The 19603-nt window shown below is 65.6% G+C and carries 16 protein-coding genes and 3 tRNA genes; 12 read left to right on the top strand and 7 right to left on the bottom strand.

What is annotated here, in order from left to right; genetic code table 11:
• Window positions 1-213: 213 nt before the first annotated feature.
• The 4 genes from BWQ92_RS18840 to BWQ92_RS18825 all read left to right on the top strand — a co-directional run bounded on the left by BWQ92_RS18840 (window position 214) and on the right by BWQ92_RS18825 (window position 2909).
• The gene (locus tag BWQ92_RS18840; RefSeq protein ID WP_076802139.1) at window positions 214-1254 is read left to right on the top strand and encodes a sunset domain-containing protein; all 1041 of its coding nucleotides are present in this window, start codon (window positions 214-216) and stop codon (window positions 1252-1254) included.
• Window positions 1255-1290: 36 nt separating this feature from the next.
• Window positions 1291-2451, top strand: a complete 1161-nt coding sequence (locus BWQ92_RS18835; RefSeq protein ID WP_076802136.1) for a PQQ-dependent sugar dehydrogenase — start codon at window positions 1291-1293, stop codon at window positions 2449-2451.
• 117 nt (window positions 2452-2568) lie between these two features.
• Window positions 2569-2644, top strand: a tRNA-Lys gene (locus BWQ92_RS18830).
• A gap of 189 nt (window positions 2645-2833) precedes the next feature.
• Window positions 2834-2909 (top strand) — tRNA-Lys (locus BWQ92_RS18825).
• A gap of 79 nt (window positions 2910-2988) precedes the next feature.
• Here the strand turns inward: BWQ92_RS18825 and BWQ92_RS18820 are convergent.
• From BWQ92_RS18820 to BWQ92_RS18795, 6 genes are all read right to left on the bottom strand, one after another.
• Complete coding sequence (locus BWQ92_RS18820; RefSeq protein WP_076802134.1) at window positions 2989-4023, bottom strand: Gfo/Idh/MocA family oxidoreductase; 1035 nt, start codon at window positions 4021-4023, stop codon at window positions 2989-2991.
• Between the two features lie 26 nt (window positions 4024-4049).
• On the bottom strand, window positions 4050-5030 hold the full coding sequence (locus BWQ92_RS18815) for an ATP-binding cassette domain-containing protein (protein WP_076802131.1): 981 nt from the start codon (window positions 5028-5030) through the stop codon (window positions 4050-4052).
• A 10-nt stretch (window positions 5031-5040) separates the two neighbouring features.
• Window positions 5041-6090, bottom strand: coding sequence for an ABC transporter permease (locus tag BWQ92_RS18810; RefSeq protein WP_076802128.1), 1050 nt, complete (start codon window positions 6088-6090; stop codon window positions 5041-5043).
• Window positions 6091-6145: 55 nt separating this feature from the next.
• Window positions 6146-7141: a substrate-binding domain-containing protein gene (locus tag BWQ92_RS18805; RefSeq protein WP_087872960.1), complete on the bottom strand. Its 996-nt coding sequence runs from the start codon at window positions 7139-7141 to the stop codon at window positions 6146-6148.
• A 121-nt stretch (window positions 7142-7262) separates the two neighbouring features.
• Window positions 7263-8075, bottom strand: coding sequence for a TIM barrel protein (locus BWQ92_RS18800; RefSeq protein ID WP_076802123.1), 813 nt, complete (start codon window positions 8073-8075; stop codon window positions 7263-7265).
• A complete protein-coding gene (locus BWQ92_RS18795) occupies window positions 8072-9238 on the bottom strand; it encodes a Gfo/Idh/MocA family oxidoreductase (RefSeq protein WP_076802121.1) in 1167 nt (388 codons plus the stop codon). The genes BWQ92_RS18800 and BWQ92_RS18795 overlap by 4 nt, the downstream gene beginning before the upstream one ends.
• A gap of 109 nt (window positions 9239-9347) precedes the next feature.
• Here BWQ92_RS18795 and BWQ92_RS18790 point away from each other — a divergent pair, with 109 nt between their 5' ends.
• Window positions 9348-10346 carry a LacI family DNA-binding transcriptional regulator gene (locus BWQ92_RS18790; RefSeq protein WP_076802119.1) on the top strand — a complete coding sequence of 333 codons (999 nt, stop codon included), beginning with the start codon at window positions 9348-9350 and terminating at the stop codon, window positions 10344-10346.
• 23 nt (window positions 10347-10369) lie between these two features.
• Here the strand turns inward: BWQ92_RS18790 and BWQ92_RS18785 are convergent, their stop codons facing one another.
• Complete coding sequence (locus BWQ92_RS18785; RefSeq protein ID WP_076802117.1) at window positions 10370-10846, bottom strand: MarR family winged helix-turn-helix transcriptional regulator; 477 nt, start codon at window positions 10844-10846, stop codon at window positions 10370-10372.
• A gap of 96 nt (window positions 10847-10942) precedes the next feature.
• On the opposite strand from BWQ92_RS18785, the gene bcp reads away from it, so the two are divergent.
• From bcp to BWQ92_RS18750, 7 genes are all read left to right on the top strand, one after another.
• On the top strand, window positions 10943-11422 hold the full coding sequence (gene bcp / locus BWQ92_RS18780) for a thioredoxin-dependent thiol peroxidase (protein ID WP_076803828.1): 480 nt from the start codon (window positions 10943-10945) through the stop codon (window positions 11420-11422).
• A 129-nt stretch (window positions 11423-11551) separates the two neighbouring features.
• Window positions 11552-11633 (top strand) — tRNA-Leu (locus BWQ92_RS18775).
• A 220-nt stretch (window positions 11634-11853) separates the two neighbouring features.
• Window positions 11854-12525, top strand: a complete 672-nt coding sequence (locus BWQ92_RS18770; RefSeq protein ID WP_076802115.1) for a fasciclin domain-containing protein — start codon at window positions 11854-11856, stop codon at window positions 12523-12525.
• Window positions 12526-12719: 194 nt separating this feature from the next.
• A complete protein-coding gene (locus BWQ92_RS18765; protein ID WP_172804307.1) occupies window positions 12720-14396 on the top strand; it encodes an ABC transporter substrate-binding protein in 1677 nt (558 codons plus the stop codon).
• Window positions 14397-14473: 77 nt separating this feature from the next.
• Complete coding sequence (locus BWQ92_RS18760) at window positions 14474-15979, top strand: malate:quinone oxidoreductase (RefSeq protein ID WP_076802113.1); 1506 nt, start codon at window positions 14474-14476, stop codon at window positions 15977-15979.
• Between the two features lie 16 nt (window positions 15980-15995).
• Window positions 15996-19214: an efflux RND transporter permease subunit gene (locus tag BWQ92_RS18755; protein WP_076802110.1), complete on the top strand. Its 3219-nt coding sequence runs from the start codon at window positions 15996-15998 to the stop codon at window positions 19212-19214.
• A gap of 75 nt (window positions 19215-19289) precedes the next feature.
• On the top strand, window positions 19290-19574 hold the full coding sequence (locus BWQ92_RS18750) for a hypothetical protein (protein WP_157365203.1): 285 nt from the start codon (window positions 19290-19292) through the stop codon (window positions 19572-19574).
• Window positions 19575-19603 lie beyond the last annotated feature (29 nt).

Below are 19603 nucleotides of genomic sequence, written 5' to 3'. Positions count from 1 at the left end.
TGACTCCTCAAGGACCGCCAACGACCGGAAGCGGCCCCTTTTGCCCAATTTCCAGAAAAAACTGGCCCAAATAGTGGACTCACGTCTCATCATATGAGACGTGAGGACCGTCTTCCGTAGCCAAAACCGGCTCTGACAAGCCTAGACAGCCCTATTGACACCGACGTACCGTCAAGCAACGGCAACCTAGCGTGACGGATGAAAGGCTGTGCTATGGAGTGGATTATCTGGGTCATTGTCATCGTTTTGATCATCGCCGTCGTTTGGTGGCTGTTGAACCGGACCTCGCGGGGAACGGCAGCGGACGCGGCACGGAACGAACAGCTGGCCTCCCCGGCGGAAAGCACTTCCGCAGGATCGACCCGGACGGAAGGGGCGCCGTCCGCTGCCGCAGCAGCGGCGGGGCCGCCGTCGGACATCACCCGCACCGTTCCGGAGACCGGCCGTCTTGCCGAACCGGACGCCGGGCCGGCAGCGGCGGAAGCCGCACCGCTGGCCTCCCGCCCCTCCCCCGCACCGGCGCGCCGGGAGCCCGAGGATGTGGAACCGGACATCGAATCCTGGGAAGCCGCCACCGCCCGCCCCTCGGCGCCGTCCGCGGGGCGGGACGTTGATGACTGGGACGACGACGGGGACAAGGCCGAATGGGATGCCCAGTGGTCAGAGGCCGGCAGCTCCAGCCAGACTGGCATCTCCGGCGGGCACGGCGCGCCACGTGCTGCCCAGCCTGCCACGGAACGGCCCGCCCAGCCGGCCGCCCCGACGCACCACGCCGAGTACACCGACCCCCACGCCCCCACCCTGCCGGGCGCCGAATCTGCAGCGGCCGAATCCCTGGATGCTGAGGCCGAAACCCAGCAGCGGATTGAGTCGTCCGCTGCCACCGAGGCAGGTGCCAGCCATGTGGCCCAGCCCCGCCAGGAAGCCCATCCGCGCCACGAACCGCAGCCTCATCATCTGGAACAGGGCTTCGGCTCGGAGCGGGGCTTCGGCGAACAGCCCATCCATCGGGAACAGGTCGCCCCGGTAAGTGCACCAGCCGCCGGGGCTGAGCCCTACGGTGAAGGTTCGGCCGCCCCGGCCGCAGACGGCAGCGCCCCCGAGGGATACACCGTCAAGGGCGACGTCAGTGCCATGACCTATTACGACGAAGACAGCTCCGGCTACGCGGACGCCAAGGCGGAGGTCTGGTTCCTGTCCGTGGCGCATGCCGAGGCAGCGGGATTCCGGGCGCCGCGCCGGACCCGGCGCTAGGGCCATGCGGCGGCAGCCCGCGGACCAAGGACGCGCATGAGACGCAACCATCCGATACAAGCCGCCGCGGCTGCCGTCGCCATGTCCGCCCTAACGATGTCGCTGTCCGCCTGCACCGGGGACGGCGGCGCCCCGGCCCCGGGCAGCACCCCGCCGACAACCGGTGGGGCTACTTCGGCCTCCGCGCCGGCTCCCACCACACAGGGCACTTCTTCCAGCCCGGCAGCCCCCTCTCCGCCGCAGGCACCGGAAGTGCGGGGCAGGATCGAGGGGCTGCAGATTCCCTGGTCGACCGTGTTCCTGCCGGACGGCACGGCCGTCATTTCCGAACGCGATACGGCACTCCTCAAATCCGTCACTGACGGCAGGGTCGGCACCATCGGTGCCGTGCCCGGCGTCGTACCCGGCGGCGAAGGCGGGCTGATGGGCCTGGCGCTGTCGCCTGACTTCGCCTCGGACCGCTATCTCTACGCTTACTTCACCGCGGCCGACGACAACCGGATTGCCCGTATGCGCCTGGAATCCGCGGACGGGAGCCTTCGGCTGGGCGAGCCGGAAGTCATCTTCTCCGGCATGTCCAAGGCCTCCACGCACAACGGAGGCAGGATCCGCTTCGGTCCGGACGGATTCCTCTATGTGGGCACGGGTGACTCGCAGCGCCGCGAACAACCTCAGGACCGGAACGCACTGGGCGGAAAGATCCTGCGGCTCACCAAGGCGGGCGCTCCCGCTCCCGGCAATCCCTTTCCGAACAACCCCGTCTACAGCCTTGGCCACCGCAACGTCCAGGGCTTGGCATGGGACAGCCAGGGCCGGCTCTGGGCCAGCGAGTTCGGCCCGGATGTGAATGACGAACTCAACCTGATCCAGCCGGGCGGCAACTACGGGTGGCCGGAGGTCACGGGGGCGCCCCACCGGGACGGCTTCATCGACGCCGAGACTGTCTGGCCGTCGACAGCGGACTCCTCGCCCAGCGGGCTGGAAATTGTTGGCAACACGGCGTATCTCGGCGCGCTGCGGGGCCAGCGCATCTGGGCCGTACCGCTCGCCGGTGAAAATGCCGGGGATCCTGTGGGCTATTTCACACGGGAGTTTGGGCGGATCAGGAACGTTTCGCTGGCGCCTAACGGTGATTTGTGGGCCCTCAGCAACAACCAAAACCCTGATTTCGCGCTGATTTTGCGGCTCCCGCGGTAGCGCTGGCACGTCCACTCCGCCCCGATTTCACACCGGCCAAAAGTTCGTGTAAAGTTACATGTCGTTGCGGAGGTCAGCGAGGGAATAAAAGCCCGCGGATGAACAAGACAACAAAATGCACCTCTAGCTCAATTGGCAGAGCAATTGACTCTTAATCAATGGGTTCCGGGTTCAAGTCCCGGGGGGTGCACCACCGAAGCCCCGTCTTCAAGGCGAAAGCCTGAAGGCGGGGCTTTGTCGTTCCGGGAAAAGCCATTGCGCCGAATACCGGCGCGCGGGAAACGGGCGTGTGTTGTCGCAACCAAAACTTCGTGTAGAGTTGCATGTCGTTGCGGAGGTCAACGCGGGAACCAAAAGCCCGCAGATGAACCAAACAACAGATGCACCTCTAGCTCAATTGGCAGAGCAATTGACTCTTAATCAATGGGTTCCGGGTTCAAGTCCCGGGGGGTGCACCAGCGAAGCCCCGCCTTCACGCCGACAAGCGTGAAGGCGGGGCTTCCCCTTTCTGTACGGCAGTTCTGTATGGCAGCGCTGTCAGCCCGCCGTCTGGAGCGCGACGCGCACCGGTTCCCCGGACTGCAGCGACGCCTGGGCAGCGTCAGCCACCATCGATGCCGCAACGGCGTCCTCAGGTGTGCACGGGTTCTCCCGCTGCCCCAGCACCAGTTCCACGAAGGCCGCCATCTCGGCACGGTACGCCGTGTGGAACCGCTCGGCGAAAGTCGTGTGCGGCGGCCCGGCCGGGAAAGCTACTCCGGGTTCAGCGGAGGACATCGCCATCTGCTCGTCCATCCCCACCATCACGGACCCGGCGGATCCCTGGAGTTCCAGCCGGACATCGTGGCCAGCCCCGTTGTAGCGGGTGGCCGAGACCGTTCCGACGCTGCCGTCGTCAAACGTCACCACGGCGAGCGCGGTGTCGACGTCCCCGACGGCGCCGATTGCGGGGTCACCGTTGTTTGACCCCTTGGCGAAAACCTCCACGATTTCCCTGCCGGTGAGCCACCGGAGGATATCGAAATCGTGGACGGAGCAGTCACGGAAGAGCCCGCCGGAGGTTGCGAGGAACTCCACCGGCGGCGGTGCCATATCGCACGTGACCGCCCGGATGGTATGGAGCCATCCCAACTCCCCGGCGCCGAAGGCACGCTTGGCCTCGAGGTAGCCGGGATCGAACCGCCGCTGGTGGCCGATCTGCACCGTACCGCCCCCAGCCCGGATGTGGTCGAGCACGGGCAGTGATTCCGGCACGTTCACGGCCACGGGCTTTTCGCAGAACACCGGGATGCCGGCGTCGACGCCCGCACTGATCAAATCCGGATGCGTGGCCGTTCCGGTAGCGATGACCAGGCCATCGACGCCGGATTCAAGCAGTGCCTCAACGGACGGAACGAATCCGGCGCGTATTCCTGCAGCCAGCGACCGGGCGTGCTCTGCGGCGACGTCGGTCAACTTGAGGTGCACCGCGGTGCCTTGCGGGTTCATCAGGTCATTCAGGCCGGTGATGTTCCGGGCGTGCATGGCGCCGATGCGGCCGACTCCCACGAGCCCAAGAGTTACTTCTGTCATGCTCCTCCTTGCCTTCCCTGGTTTCCTTACTCCGGTGCCCGGCCGGATTCCGGAACCCTGCCGGAATCCGGGACCCTGTCGGCTTGCAAGGACTTGCCGGCATCCGGCGTGGTCTCGTGCACGTCGGCGACTTCGGCCTGGACTTCCTTGAGGGCGTCGGTGTGGCCGCCGAGCTGTTCGAGTTCGTGCGCCAGTTCGGCCAGTTCTGCGCCGCCGGCCATCTGCGCGGTGAGCTCCTCGAGCGTGATGTCCTTTTTCTCGTAGTAGCCGATGGATTTGCCGCGCTTGAGGAGCAGGAACCGGTCGCCGACGGGGAAGGCGTGGTGCGGGTTGTGGGTGATGAAGATGACGCCGAGGCCGCGGTCCCTTGCCTGGAGGATGTAACGGAGCACGACGCCGGACTGCTTCACGCCGAGGGCGGCGGTGGGTTCGTCCAGGATCAGGACCTTGGCTCCGAAGTACACGGCACGGGCGATCGCCACGCACTGGCGTTCACCGCCGGAGAGCTGCCCGATAGGCTGTTCGACATCGCGCAGGTCGATGCCCATGTCCGAGAGCTCCTTCTTGGTGATGTCCTTCATCCGCTGGACGTCCAGGCGTTTGAAGGGTCCCCCGCCGGTGGTCAGTTCGGAGCCCAGGAAGAAGTTCCGCCAGATCGGCATGAGCGACACGACGGCCAGGTCCTGGTACACCGCGGCGATGCCGGCGTCCAGGGCCTCCCGCGGTGAATTCAGCTTGCGCTCCTCCCCCATGATCCTGAAGATGCCCTCGTCATGCTGGTGCAGGCCCGCGATGATCTTGATCAGCGTGGACTTCCCGGCACCGTTGTCGCCGAGGACGCAGGTGACGCGGCCGTTGTCCACCGCCATCGTGACGTCGCGCAGCGCGATGATGTTGCCGTAATGCTTGCCGACGTTCTCCAGCGAAAGCAGGTGGACAGGGGTGTGCGTCAGCGGGTCTTTTTCGTCCTTGAGCAGCGTCTGCTGGTCAATCTGGTGTGCGTTCATGGCTCGGCTCCTACTTCAGTTCCGCGCGGCGCTTGACGATGAGGTTGACGATGGTGGCCAGCAGCAGCATCAGGCCCAGGAAGAACTTGAACCAGTCCGGGTTCCACTGCGCGTAGACGATGCCCTTGTTGGCCATGCCGAAGATGAACGCACCGATCGCCCCGCCAACCGCGGAGCCGTACCCGCCGGTGAGCAGGCAGCCGCCGATCACCGCGGCGATGATGTAGAGGAACTCGTTGCCCACGCCTTCGCCGGACTGCACGGCGTCGAACGCGAACAGGTTGTGCATCCCCAAAACCCAGCCGCAGAATCCGACGGCCATGAACAAACCGATCTTGGTCTTCGTTACCGGAACACCCACCGCGCGGGCCGCGTTTGCGTCCCCGCCGGAAGCGAAGATCCAGTTGCCCACGCGGGTACGCAGCAGCACCCAGGACGCCACCGCAACCAGGGCGATCCAGATGAACACGGTGACCTTTACCTCCACCCCGCCCAGCGTGATCGAGGAGGCGAAGATCGCCTGGGCGGAGGAAAACCCGTCCATGTTCGAGATCGACGGCGAGGACACACTGCCGCCGACCAGCCGGGTCAGGCCAAGGTTCAGGCCGGTCAGCATCAGGAACGTTGCCAGGGTCACGATGAAGCTCGGCAGCTTGGTCTTGATGAGGATCCAGCCGTTGATGAAGCCGATGCTGAGCGAGACGACGAGGGCCAGGCCGACGCCGACCCACACGTTCGTGCTGAAGTACCAGCTGAACAGGGACGCCGTCAGCGCCGAACTGATCACCGCAACACCGGTGGAGAGGTCAAACTCGCCGCCGATCATCAGCAGCGACACGCCCACCGCCATGATCCCGATGGTCGAGGACCCGTAGAGCACCGTGGCGAAGGCGTTCGGCTGGGTAAAGGTCGGGGATACGGAAGCGAAAAAAACGAACAAAACGATCGCGCCGACGAGGGCGCCCACCTCGGGACGGCCAAGCAGCTTCTGCAGCGGATTGCGCCTGCCGACGCGTTCGTCGGTCGCCGCCGGTTTGGTAATGGTCTGGGTCATGGTCATTGGAATGCTCCTTGCTGCCCGGTCCGGCGTAACCGCCGGACCGGGCTGGCGGACTCTAGCGGATTCCCTGCTGGGCGAAGGTGAGGGCGTTGGCTGCTCCGGCCTTGTCCACGATGGTGGGCCCGGTCAGGACGGGCTGGCCCCCGCCGAGCTTGAAGCCGCCGCGCTTTGCCTGCCACAGCGCATCCACCGAACCGTAGCCCTGAAGCCAGGGCTGCTGGTCGACGGTGAACTCGACGTCGCCGTCAGCGATCTTCTGGGCGAGTTCGGCGTTCATGTCAAAGGAGGCCACCTTGGCCTTGCTGCCGGCCGTGGTCACCGCCTTAAGGATGGTGAGCGTGTACGGAGCACCCAGTCCGATGATGACATCGGCGTCAGCGGTGGCCTGCAGTTTGGCGGTCACCGTGGACGACACCTGGGTCATGTCCGTGCCCTGCACGTACAGGATTTCGGTTGCCGGAACCTTCGACTTCACACCTCCACAGCGCGCCTCGAGGCCGACGTGTCCCTGCTCCTGGATGACGCAGACCGGGTGCTTGAGTCCGAGGGAGTTGAGCTTGTCGCCCACAGCCTCGCCGGCCAGTTTCTCATTCGACCCGAAGTGCGTGAACGCACCAAGCTGGGCGAACACGGACTCGCCGGCGTTCAGGCTCACCACCGGGATGCCGGCGTCGGTGGCTTTCTTCAGGGCGTCCTTCAAAGCGTCCGGCTTGGCAAGGGTCACTGCGATGCCGTCGACCTTCTGGTCCACGGCCTGCTGGATCAGCTGGGCCTGGCGCCCGCCTTCAGGGTCTGAGGTGTAGAGCAGCTCCACATTGTCCTTGGCTGCAGCTTCCTCGGCGCCCTTGCGGACAATGTCCCAGAAAGTGTCACCGGGTGCAGCATGGGTGATGAGGGCGACCTTGATGCGCGGCGTTGACGCTGCCTGCCCGCCGGCTCCGGCGTTCGCATTTTCCGGGGCCCTGCCGCCGGTGGATGAACAGGCGCTGAGGGCCAGCATCGGCACGACGGCCGTAACGAGCGCCACCCTCCGCCATGAAAATTTCTTCACCGAAAATCTCCTTTGATTCGGGCTCCGGCCATGCCACCGCGCACTGGCCGGAATCTTGATATCTCTGATCATGGTGACTTGGATCACCCTTGTCAATGTTTGTCCTAACATTAGGACGATATTAGTTTGATGATGCCAGCAGTCCGGCCGAAAAGGCGTTCCGGAACGCCGCCAGGGCCTTGTCCCCCGCAGCGGGTCCCGCCCCACCAGAGGCGGCTGCCTCCAGGCCAATAACGCCGGAGTAGCCGGCGTCGGCGATCGCTTTGGCGACAGCCGTGTACTTGATCTCCCCCGTTCCGGGCTCGCACCTGCCCGGGACGTCAGCCACCTGGATCTCCCCGATCCACGGGAGTGCGCCACGGACAAGCTGGATCAGGTTCCCTTCGCCGATCTGGGCGTGGTAGAGGTCCAGCATCATCCTCACGTTAGGGTGGTCGGCCGCGGATACCAGCGCCTGCGTGTCCTTGGCCCGTGCGAGCGGTATGCCCGGATGGTCCAGGACCGTATTGAGGTTCTCAAGGGCAAACACCACACCGTGCCGTTCACCCAGGCTGCCAAGCCGCTGCAGGGTGCGGAGCCCGGTCAGCCACATCTGGCCAGTGGAGCGGTGGAGGGGCCGTACGGCAACCCCGCCGTCGCCAAGTTCGGCCGGATGGATGACCAGGCGCTCGACGCCGAGTTCCAGTGCCGTCGGAATGAGTTTCTCCGCCGATTCAACCACCCGGTCCGCGCTGTCGGGGTCGATAAGGCTGCCGCCGAAATAGCCGCTCATGGAGGAAAACCGGGCACCCGTGGCAGCCAGTGCTGAAACGTCCCGGTTCCGGGTGTCCCAGAGCTCCACCTCGAACCCCTGCTCATGGATCCGCCGCACCCGTTCGACGAGGGGCAGCTCTCCGTAGATCATCTCGGCACACGCCGCCAGCCGGAAGCTCATGCGCCCGGTCCTGCGGGCTGCAGGCCTGCGAGCTGCGGTCCTGTGAACTCCGGTCCTGTGAGCTGCAGTTCAGGCTCTGCAGCCTCCAGGTGCGCCACAGCCGAAACATCCACCGGGAGGCCGGTCTCGTGCGACCGGATCGCCGCCAGCGCCACCGCGAGAGCATTGCGGGCGTCGGTGCCGCCCGGGGCCGGCGCTCCCCCAGCAACACGTCCCGCCCGGCGGGCCGCAGCCAGCTCGACGAAGCGGGCGAGTTCGTCCGTATAAGCGTCGTGGAAGAGGTCGATGTTCAGCCGCACGGTGTCCGACGCAATGCCCGCGGCGGTGTAGCTCACGGCATTTGACGCCTGGGGACCGCCGGCAGTGACCATACCCGCCGATCCGAAAACCTCGCCCCGCACGTCGTAGCCATACAGGGCGTTGAAGTTGGCTTCCGCCACCGCAATGGCCCCGTTGCTGTAGGTCACAGTAACCACGGCCGTATCCAACAGGCCTCCGGCTTTGGCGTCCGGCGCCACCAGGGCATCAGCCACGGCATGCACCTTCAGCGGAACAGCCCCGGGGTTCAGCCAGTTCAGCGTGTCAAAATCGTGGATCAGCGTTTCCAGGAAAATCGTTCCCGGCGCAATTCGCTCCGGGGAGGCGAGCCCGGACGCCGTGCCGGGGTCCCGGGTAAGGGAGCGCAGCAGCTGCGGGGTGCCCACGGCACCGTCGTCGATAAGCTTCCTGGCAGCGGCGAAGTCGGCCGCGAAGCGCCGGTTGAACCCAAACTGGACATGGACCCCCGCGGCATCCGCAGCAGCCAGCGCCTCATCCAGTTCCTCGACAGTGCGGCCGCCCGGCTTTTCGCAGAACACGTCCTTCCCCGCCCGGGCCGCAGCTGCGATCAGGCCGGAATGGAACCTTGCGGGAGACGCCACCAGGACAGCGTCGATGTTGGGGTCGTCAATCACGTCCGCCGGATCGGCGGTGATCCTGGCAACGCCAAGCCTGCCCGCCAGAGCCTCGGCGGCGGCAAATGCCGGATCGGCGACGGCGTCCAGCCGTGCATCAGGAAGGCGGCGCGCCACGGACTCGGCATGGAAGGCGCCGATCCAGCCTGCCCCTATCAGGCCAAGGCGGAGGGGGCGGTTTTCACCGGCCGGCTGCTGGACGTAGGTCATGGTTAAATTCCCTTCTCAGTTCTCTAGATCGTTCTAGTGATCCGATCGTGGCACAGCCTTTGGCATTCTGTCTAGATCGTTCTATAGACTGCTGTCAGGAAGGAGGCACATGACTGAACAGCAACGGCGGCCCACCCTGATGGATGTAGCCGAAGCGGCCGGTGTATCAAGGGCCCTGGTTTCCATCGTGATGCGCGGCGCCCCGGGTGCGGCGGAAGCCACCCGGAAGAAGGTGCTCGACGCCGCGCGCGAGCTCGGCTACCGGCCCGACAGCCGCGCCCGGCTGCTGCGCAGCACCCGCACCAGGCTCCTGGGACTCAGCTTCTCCACGGCCCAGGCTTTCCATACCGAAATCGTGGATGCCGCGTACGCCGAGGCCAGCGCCAAGGGGTACGAACTCGCATTGGGCGGCGTCACCAGCGGCAGGCCCGAAACGCGGACCATCGAGGCCCTGCTGGATCTCGGGTCCGAGGCCCTGATCCTGATTTCGCCCACGCTCAGCAGTGACGAACTGGGGCGGTATGCCGGCCAGGTGCCGGTGGTGAGCCTGCTCCGGAACGACGTCGGCGAACTCACCGACTCGGTGAGCAGCGACGACCGTGAGGGAATCCGGATGGCAGTGGATCACCTGGTTTCCCTGGGGCACCGGAGGATTGTGCATGTCGACGGCGGTTCTGCTGTTTCTGCCGGGCCGCGCCGCGCTGCGTTCCGGGCGGAGATGGAACGCCGCGGCCTTCGGCCCACGATCATTGCCGGCGGCCCGATGGAGGAAGACGGGATGGCGGCCGGAAATTCGTTGCGTGAGGACATGCCAACGGCCGTCATCGCCTTCAATGACAGGGCCGCCCTCGGACTCATCGAAAGCCTCCGGGCACAGGGGCAGCAGGTCCCGGCGGATGTGTCAGTGCTGGGCTATGACGACAGCCAGTTCGCGCGGCTCAGCTATGTGCAGCTGTCCTCGATCAGCCAGGACGCCCCGCTGCTGGCTGCGGCAGCCGTGGACCGGGCCGTGGCGCGGATAGAAGGAGCGCAACCGGCCGGGCACGTTGTGCGGACCCCGCACCTGGTGGCGCGCAGGACCACTGCCGCTGCACCCGCCGGCGGGTAGTGCTCGGGCGGGTGGAGGCGGTGCTAGGACTTGGCGTCGAGCGTCAGTCCGGCGTCGGCGCCGGCAACAATGGCGCTGGTCTCCGGCGAAGCGAAACGTTTGGCCAACTCCCTGACCACGGCCTGAAGCTCCTGGCGGAGCAAATCCGGGTCTATGGACGCCGCGGCGAGAACGGACCGTTCCATGTCGGCTGCAGCCATGACAGCTTCCGTGCCGCGCTCGGTCAGCGATACGACGTGGCTGCGGCGGTCCGACGTGCTGCGCTGCCGCACGATGTGCCCGTGCGCTTCGAGGCGGCTCAGCGTCTTGCCCATGGTTTGGGCCTGCACACGGACGAGTTGCGCAAGCTGCGCCTGCGTCATGGGGCCGCTGTTGTAGAGCACCTCGATGGCGATGACGCCGGCATGGGTCAGCCCAATGGCGCCCAGCTTCTCGTTCCAGGAGTGCTCAACAAGGCGGGCCGCCGTGGACAAGAGGCGCCCCGTGGGCCAGCGATCCATATCAGGCATAGCACCAAGTATAACTAAGCCTGATTAGTACTTGGCACGGACCCCTTACTAAGCTGAAATGTCCTGAACTAAAACAAGGAGTCAATGTTGGCTGAAAAACTTACGCCGGGCGACACCGCCCCCGGATTCACACTGAAGGACGCTACGGGAGCGGACGTCAGCCTCAGCGATTACCGCGGCCGGAACACCATCGTTTATTTCTACCCGGCCGCTGCCACGCCCGGCTGCACCAAGCAGGCCTGCGATTTCCGTGACAGCCTGGCATCGCTTCAGGCTGCCGGCTACGAGGTGCTGGGGATCTCACCCGACCCCGTGGGCAAGCTGGCTAAATTCGCCGACGCCGAAGGCCTCACCTTCCCGCTCCTGTCGGACGAGGACCATGCCGTTGCCGAGGCGTATGCCGCGTGGGGCGAAAAGAAGAACTACGGCCGGACTTACGAGGGCCTCATCCGCTCCACAGTGGTGGTGGACCAGGACGGCAAAGTTGCAGTGGCCCAGTACAACGTCCGGGCCACCGGACATGTCGCCAAGCTGCGGAAGGACCTCAAGCTCGCAGAGGCCGGCTAACCCTGCGCCTGACACCCGGGCGGCACCTGCCGCCAGGACCGCACAGGTGACGGTACAATTGAGGCTGGCATCCGCCGTCGTACGTTTTCCCGCTGCTAACAGCGGGCTGGGTGCACCAGGCGGAGCCGGGCGCGAGTGGTGAAATTGGCAGACACGCAGGATTTAGGTTCCTGTGCCTTCGGGCGTGGGGGTTCAAGTCCCCCCTTGCGCACAATTTATGAAGAAGAAATCCCGGGCTCCGGCCCGGGATTTCTTCATTTAAAAATCTTTTGCGGTTCCACCCATCCATGGCTGCCAGTCCGGCGAATACCCAGTGAGACACCGCCCCACAGCCTGGAACCTCAGGCCGGTGCCCCGCAGTCGGAAAAGATCACCGGAGGACTCCGCACTCCATCCGATCACCATATTCGGCACAACCAAGGAGAATCGAAATGCAGTCAGTCAAGCGCCAAACCTTCACCGTCGCAGGCATTGCAGCCGCAGCACTGCTGGGCCTCACCGCCTGTGGTGGCTCCGCCGGCACGTCCAGCACCTCCTCGGCAGCCGCAGAGCCGTCCGCCTCCACCATGGCTCCGTCCCCGTCCGAGACCTCGTCCGCGGCTATGGATCCGGCGGCCAACCTGGCCGGACCCGGCTGCGCCGACTACGCCAAGCAGGTCCCCAGCGGCAAGGGTTCCGTCGCAGGCATGGCTCTTGACCCCGTGGCCGTGGCAGCCTCGAACAACCCGCTGCTGAAAACACTGACAGCAGCTGTCTCCGGCAAGCTGAACCCGAAAGTCAACCTGGTGGACACGCTGAACGGCAGCGAGTTCACGGTGTTCGCACCGGTTGACGACGCCTTCGCGAAGGTGGACGCAGCCACGATCGAGACGCTCAAGAAGGACGACGCCCTCCTGACCAAGATCCTCACCTACCACGTGGTCCCGGGGCAGGTCACCCCGGACAAGATCGCGGGCACGCACAAGACCGTGCAGGGCGGATCGGTGACCGTGACCGGCACCAAGGATGCCCTCAAGGTGGATGGCGCCAACGTGATCTGCGGCGGCGTACAGACGGCGAACGCCACCGTTTACCTGGTGGACTCGGTGCTGATGCCCAAGTAGCCGCCGGGCCTGGTCCGGGACACGTTCCCGGGCAGAGGCCGCGGTCCGCGCCCCACGGCGCGGACCGCGGCCTTTTCGCTGCCCGGCGTGTCCTGGCTCACGCATAAGCCAGGGGTGGGCGATCCGTCAACTAGACTGGGTGCCGGGCAAGCAGCCGCCCACGCGCACCCCAGCAGTCCAGAGGTGGTAATCGAGTGCCCAGCAGCAGTATCCCGCGCCGTACGGCCCTCAAGACCGGCGCCGTGTTCCTGGGCCTGTCCCTCACCTCCTGCACGAGCGAGGCCGAAGCCCCGCCGCCGTCGGCTGCGCCGAGCACCACAACAGCCGCGGTAGCACCTTCAGAGACCTTCACGTTCGGTACCGCCTCGCAGCCCCTGGGCCTGGACCCCGCGCTGGCCGACGACGTCGAATCGCAGCGCGTCACCCGGCAGATCCTGGAAGGGCTCGTGGGTGTGGATCAGACAACCGGCGAGCCCACGCCACTGCTGGCAACGGCGTGGACGGAATCACCGGACGGGCTGTCGTACACCTTCACTCTTCGCCCGGGCATCAGGTTCCACGACGGTTCCCCGTTCAACGCCGACGCCGTCTGCACCAATTTCGAGCGCTGGTTCAAGTTTTCGGAGGCGCTGCGGAAGCAGGCTCCGGGCACCACCTTCAAGGGGGTCTTCAAGGAACACGCCGACCACGCGGAGCTGTCCGTCTTCAAGTCCTGCACCGCCCTCTCGACGTTGCGGGTGCGGATCAGCCTGACGGAGCGCTTCACCGGTTTCCTGCAGGCCCTGACGCTGCCGGCGTTTGCAATTTCCTCTCCCAAGGCACTCGCCGCCGGAAAGGCCGACCAGCTCAGCCTCCGGCGCGGCAGCCAGGCACTTTCCTCTTACGCCACCCATCCCGTCGGTACCGGCCCCTTCCGTTTCTCCGCGTGGGACAGCGCTGGCGTCACCCTCGTGACCAACAAGGAGTACTGGGGCACCAGGGGGCAGATCGCCACCCTGAAATTTGTCACCTACGACCATCCGCAGACGCGGCTCCAGGCCCTGCTGGACGGCAGGATCGACGGGTATGACGCGGTGACAGTGGGGAACTTCGACCAGCTGGTCAAACGCGGCAAGCAGATCATCCAGCGGGACCCGTTCTCCGTGATGTACCTGGGCATGAACCAGGAAATCCCGGTGCTGAAGGACCTTAAGGTCCGCCAGGCGATCGAACTGGCCATCGACAAGGACACGCTGATCAGACGCTTCTTCATCGACAACACGGCGCAGGCCTCACAGTTCGTTCCGCCCAAGCTCAGCGGGTTCAACAACAACGCCCCTGCACTGGGCCATGATCCCGGCAAGGCGAAGGAACTCCTGGCAGAGGCCGGCTACAAGGGCCAGCCCCTGAAGTTCTACTACCCCATGAACGCCACCCGGCCGTACCTGCCCACGCCGGAAAAGGTCTATGCGGAAATCAGCCGCCAGCTGACCGCCGTCGGCCTGAACATCAAGCCCGTCCCCGTCGACTGGGCGGACGGCTACCTGCAGAAGGTGCAGAATCCCGGCGACCACGCCCTGCATCTGCTCGGCTGGAACGGTTCGTATTCCGACGCGGACAACTTCCTCGCGCCGCTCTTCGCCGAGAAGAACGGCGAGTTCGGCTACCAGGACCCGCAGGTGTTCGCCAAGATCGACCGCGCCCGCGGCCTGCCCAACGGCCAGGAGCGCACGCAGCAGTACCAGACCATCAACGCCCAGATCGCGGAGTCCTTGCCCGCCGTCCCCATCGCGTTCCCGATCTCCGCACTGGCCCTCTCCGACCGGGTCATCAGCTATCCTGCCTCGCCGGTATTAAATGAAGTTTTCACCAAGGTCCAGCTGAGGTCTTGACGTCGGGGACCAATTTCAGTTAGTGGGCGCCGCAGGGATATTCTGTGACAGCCAGAGCCGCCTATCGGAGACTGATTGTGACCTTCATTTCCAAGACCCAACATGCCGACGTCGTTCTTATTGGCGGCGGCATCATGAGCGCCACACTGGGTGCGTTCATCAAGCAGCTCGAACCCAACTGGACCATCTCCCTGTTCGAGCGGCTTGACGAGGCCGGCCTGGAGAGCTCGGGCCCGTGGAACAACGCCGGCACCGGACACGCCGCCCTGTGTGAGCTTAACTACTCCCCCGCAGCCAAAGACGGCTCGGTCAATCCCGCCAAGGCACTGCACATCAACGAGCAGTTCCAGCTCTCCCGCCAGTTCTGGGCCCACCTGGTGGACAACTCCCTGATCGGCTCCCCCAAGGGCTTCATCAACACCGTTCCGCACATGAGTTTCGTCATCGGTGACGACAACTCCAACTTCCTCAAGGCCCGGTACGACGCGCTCAAGCAGCACACCCTGTTCCGGAGCATGGAGTATTCCGAGGACTACGCGCAGATCGCCAAGTGGGCGCCCCTGATCGTCAAGGGACGTGACCGGAAGCAGCGCGTCGCCGCCACCCGCGCAGCCGAAGGCACCGACGTCGACTTCGGTACCCTCACCCGGGAGCTGACCGGCTACCTGGCCAACAACGGCGTCGAAATCAACTACGGCCACGACGTCACCGACGTGCGCAGGGCGTCCGACGGCGGCTGGGACCTTTCGCTCAAGCACCCGGCTTCCGGTGAGCGCGGCAGCATCCGGGCCAAGTTCGTCTTCGTCGGCGCGGGCGGCGGGGCGCTGCACCTGCTGCAGGCTTCGGGTATCCCGGAAAGCAAGGGCTACGGCGGGTTCCCCGTCTCCGGCCAGTTTTTCCGCTGCACTGACGCATCCCTCGCGTCCCAGCACAACGCCAAGGTCTACGGCCAGGCATCCGTCGGCGCGCCGCCCATGTCCGTGCCGCACCTGGACACCCGCTACGTCAACGGCAAGCGGTCCCTCCTGTTCGGCCCCTACGCCGGTTTCTCAACGAACTTCCTGAAGAACGGAAGCTACCTCGACCTCCCGCTGTCCATCCGGCCCAGCAACATCATCCCGATGCTCGCCGTGGCCAAGGACAACATGGACCTGACCGCCTACCTGGTCAAGGAGGTGGCCAAGCGCCACGCTGACAAGGTGGAGGCACTGCGCGAGTACTACCCCGAGGCCAAGGACGGCGACTGGGAACTCATCACCGCCGGCCAGCGCGTGCAGATCATCAAGAAGGATCCGAAGAAGGGCGGTGTCCTGCAGTTCGGCACCGAGGTGATCGCCGCACGCGACGGTTCCATCGGCGCCCTCCTCGGCGCCTCGCCGGGGGCGTCCACGGCCGTGCCCATCATGATCGAACTCCTGCAGAAGTCCTTCCCCAAGAACTTCAAGGGCTGGCAGTCCAAGCTCAAGGAGATGATGCCCGGCTACGGCGTCAAGCTCAACGAGAACCCGGAACTGGCGGCGGAGCTTGAAAAGGCCACGGCCAAGAGCCTCCAACTGGAAGTATCGCCCGCAGTCCAGCGCTAACCCAGGAGATCATGCGATGTTCCGGCTGGCCCAGCTATCCCTCGGGAACCGCGCGCTCATCGCGCTGATCACCATCTTCGCCTCGGTGTTCGGCGTGATCACCATGTCCTCGCTGAAGCAGGAACTCATTCCCTCGATTGAGTTCCCGCGGATCACGGTGATCACGTCGATGCCCGGGGCGTCCCCCGAGGTGGTGGACAAGCAGGTCAGCCGGCCGCTGGAGACGGCACTGAACGGCGTCGAAGGGCTGGAGTCGACGTCGTCCACCTCCCGCAACGGCGTCTCGCAGATCAGCCTCGTATTCACCTATGGCTCCAATCTGGACCGTGCCCGGAACCAGATCGACCGGGCCATTTCCAACGCGAAGCGCACGCTCCCGGACGACGTCCAGCCGCAGGCAATCGCCGGGAGCATCAGCGACTTCCCGATCGTCTTCCTCGCCGTTTCGTCGGACAAGCCGCTAAGTGAGCTGAACACGGACCTTCAGCGCCTGTCGGTGCCGAGGCTGCAAAAGCTCGACGGTGTCCGCGGCGCCGACGTGACGGGCGGCGCCAGCCGGCACATCCTCATCCAGCCGAACACGGCCAGGATGGCCTCCGGGGATGCCAGCATCCAGTCGATCCGGAACGCCCTGACCAACAACGGGGCCCTTGTCCCGGCGGGCACCATCGAGGAGAAAGGCCAAAACCTCTCCCTGCAGATCGGCAGCCCGGTTGACTCCGTGGCCGCGGTAAAGGCCCTCCCGCTCAGCGGTGCCAAGGCCGGCACCACCATCGGTTCTGTGGCCGACGTCAGCATCAAGGATGACGAGCGGACGTCCATCACCCGGACAAACGGCCTCGAAACGCTGGCCATCTCCGTGACCAAGAAGCCCGAAGGCGACACCGTGGCGATCTCGCACGCGGTGAAGAATCTGCTGCCGCAGCTCGAGGCGGAGCTTGGCTCCAACGCCAGGTTCACGCCTGTCTTCGACCAGGCACCCTTTATCGAGAAGTCCATCAAGGACCTGACGACGGAGGGTCTGCTGGGCCTCGGTTTTGCGGTGGCCGTCATCCTCCTCTTCCTCATGTCCGTCCGGTCCACCCTGGTCACGGCCGTCTCCATTCCGCTGTCGCTGCTGATCACTTTCATCGGCCTGTCCGGCACGGGCTATTCGCTGAACATCCTCACGCTCGGGGCGCTGACCATTGCCATCGGGCGGGTGGTGGACGATTCCATCGTGGTGATCGAAAACATCAAGCGGCACCTGAGCTACGGCGAGGCCAAGCTCACCGCGATCCTCACCTCCATCCGCGAGGTGGCCGGTGCCATCACCGCTTCCACGCTGACGACCGTGGCCGTCTTCCTTCCCATCGCCTTCGTCGGCGAGCTCGCGGGCGAACTGTTCCGCCCGTTCGCCCTGACGGTCACCATTGCCCTGCTCTCCTCGCTGCTGGTGTCCCTGACCATCGTCCCCGTGCTCGCCTACTGGTTCCTGAAGAGCCCCGCCAACGGCAGCGCCGATGATGCCCCGCGCTCCGCCCGCGAAGTGCAGGCGCAGGCACACGAAGCCGAACAGCGCAGCCTTCTCCAGCGCGGCTATCTGCCCGTGCTGAACAAAACCCAGAAGCACCCGGTCATCACGCTGATCGCCGCGGTCCTGGTCCTCGGCGGAACCGCGGCAATGACGCCGCTGCTCGCCACCGACCTGCTGGGCCGGTCCGGGGAGAACAGCATGACGGTCAAACAGGAGCTTCCCGCCGGGACGAGCCTGGAAGACACGAGCGCCGCGGCCCGGACGGTCGAGGACGTGCTCATGGGCATCGACGGGATCAAGGACGTCCAGGTGACCTCCGGCAATGCGCAGGCGGGTTTCACCGCGCTGACGTCCTCGGGTGCCTCCAATTCCTCCTTCACCGTTGTCACTGACGAAAAAATGAACCAGGGCAGGCTGCAGGACACTGTCCGCAGCGAACTCGCCGCGGCGGGTGCTGCCGGCAAGATCTCCGTCGGCTCGCAGCAGGGGGGCTTCGGAACGTCCTCCACCGTGGACATCACCCTGAAGGCAGCCACGTCCGAGGACCTGAGGAAGGCCAGCGACGCCATGGTCAAGGCCATGGCCGGAGTACCGGGAAGCAGTGAGGTGACCACCAACCTGGCAGCCAGCCAGCCCGTGGTGCAGGTTCGGGTCGACCGGGCCAAGGCTGTTGCCGCTGGCCTGACGGAAGAGCAGGTGGCCGGCGTCCTGGCGTCCACCATCAGCCCCGTCCCCGCAGGCACCGTCCGCATCGACACGGACGACTTCCCGGTCCAGATCGGGGAGGGCAAACGCTTCACCAGCATCGCCGCCGTCCGCAACATCCCGCTGCCCACCGCCTCCGGGCCGGTCCCGCTCAGCCGGATTGCCGCCGTCGAACAGGTGGACGTCCCCGTCTCGATCACCTCGAGCAACGGCCAGCGGACCGCGCAGGTGTCCGTCACGCCGTCGGGATCCAACCTGGGCGCCGTCAGCGCCGAGGTGCAGCAGCGCCTCAAGGCCGTGGATCTTCCCGCCGGGGTGACGGCGGCGATCGGCGGTGCCACCACCCAGCAGGCGGAATCGTTCCGCCAGCTCGGCCTCGCGCTGCTGGCCGCCATCGCCATCGTCTACGTGATCATGGTGGCGACCTTCAAGTCCCTGGTGCAGCCGCTGATCCTCCTCGTTTCAGTGCCGTTCGCCGCGACCGGAGCGGTGGCCCTGCTGCTGGTCACCCGGGTGCCGCTGGGGCTGCCGTCGCTGATCGGCATGCTGATGCTGGTGGGCATCGTGGTGACCAACGCGATTGTGCTGATCGACCTGGTCAACCAGTACCGGAAGCCAGCCGGCGGCAAGCCCGGCATGAGCGTTGCCGACGCCATCACCCACGGCGCCCGGCAGCGGCTCCGGCCCATCCTGATGACCGCGCTGGCCACGGTCTTCGCGCTCACCCCCATGGCTCTTGGCATGACGGGCGGCGGCGGGTTCATTTCCCAGCCGCTGGCCATCGTGGTGATCGGCGGCCTCGTCTCCTCCACCGCGCTCACGCTGGTCCTGGTTCCCGTGCTGTACCGGCTGGTGGAGGGGCGGAAGGAGAAAAAGGAGCTCCTGCGCCAGCTCAAGGAGCGGCCCGGCTTCTCCCCTGCGGATGACGACGTCGATGCCGAATTTGCCGACTGGACCACCGGCATGGTACCCAAGCTCAGCGGCCGCCGCGCCGCCCCCGGCTCCCCCGACTGATTCCCGTCCGGGCTGGTTCCTCGCCTGCGACTTCTGCTGGTCCCGGAACAGGTCTTGAGGGCTAGAGTGAGCCTCATGAGCGAGCAATTTAGCGTGGAACCCGTGACCGAGCACCAGTTCGTGGTGCGCGCCACCATCGAGGGCGGGGTCGTCGAATCCTGGTTCCGGGCAGACCCCGAGGTCATTGAGGAGCTTGGCCTGGATGATGTCGATGAAGCGGAGATCGTGAAACAGACGGCGGTCTTCCTTGCCCAGCACCAGCCCGTGGAGGATTTTCCGCCGATGCTTGACCTGGTCGATGTCATGGCCAGCTACGACGACTATGCCGACAGGATCCGGGGGCAACTTCGCTCCAGTTAGGCGCGGACGTTTCACGGCTGGCCGGCTCG

This window comes from Arthrobacter sp. QXT-31 (assembly GCF_001969265.1).
Taxonomy (GTDB): Bacteria; Actinomycetota; Actinomycetes; order Actinomycetales; family Micrococcaceae; genus Arthrobacter.
This window is presented reverse-complemented; position numbering and strand designations above follow the sequence as displayed.

Excerpts from the sequence above, each read along its gene's own strand:
- BWQ92_RS18840 (WP_076802139.1), top strand. The coding sequence starts at position 214 with ATGGAGTGGATTATCTGGGTCATTGTCATCGTTTTGATCATCGCCGTC.
- BWQ92_RS18835 (WP_076802136.1), top strand. The coding sequence starts at position 1,291 with ATGAGACGCAACCATCCGATACAAGCCGCCGCGGCTGCCGTCGCCATG.
- BWQ92_RS18820 (WP_076802134.1), bottom strand. The coding sequence starts at position 4,023 with ATGACAGAAGTAACTCTTGGGCTCGTGGGAGTCGGCCGCATCGGCGCC.
- BWQ92_RS18815 (WP_076802131.1), bottom strand. The coding sequence starts at position 5,030 with ATGAACGCACACCAGATTGACCAGCAGACGCTGCTCAAGGACGAAAAA.
- BWQ92_RS18810 (WP_076802128.1), bottom strand. The coding sequence starts at position 6,090 with ATGACCATGACCCAGACCATTACCAAACCGGCGGCGACCGACGAACGC.
- BWQ92_RS18800 (WP_076802123.1), bottom strand. The coding sequence starts at position 8,075 with ATGAGCTTCCGGCTGGCGGCGTGTGCCGAGATGATCTACGGAGAGCTG.
- BWQ92_RS18795 (WP_076802121.1), bottom strand. The coding sequence starts at position 9,238 with ATGACCTACGTCCAGCAGCCGGCCGGTGAAAACCGCCCCCTCCGCCTT.
- BWQ92_RS18790 (WP_076802119.1), top strand. The coding sequence starts at position 9,348 with ATGACTGAACAGCAACGGCGGCCCACCCTGATGGATGTAGCCGAAGCG.
- BWQ92_RS18785 (WP_076802117.1), bottom strand. The coding sequence starts at position 10,846 with ATGGATCGCTGGCCCACGGGGCGCCTCTTGTCCACGGCGGCCCGCCTT.
- BWQ92_RS18770 (WP_076802115.1), top strand. The coding sequence starts at position 11,854 with ATGCAGTCAGTCAAGCGCCAAACCTTCACCGTCGCAGGCATTGCAGCC.
- BWQ92_RS18755 (WP_076802110.1), top strand. The coding sequence starts at position 15,996 with ATGTTCCGGCTGGCCCAGCTATCCCTCGGGAACCGCGCGCTCATCGCG.
- BWQ92_RS18750 (WP_157365203.1), top strand. The coding sequence starts at position 19,290 with ATGAGCGAGCAATTTAGCGTGGAACCCGTGACCGAGCACCAGTTCGTG.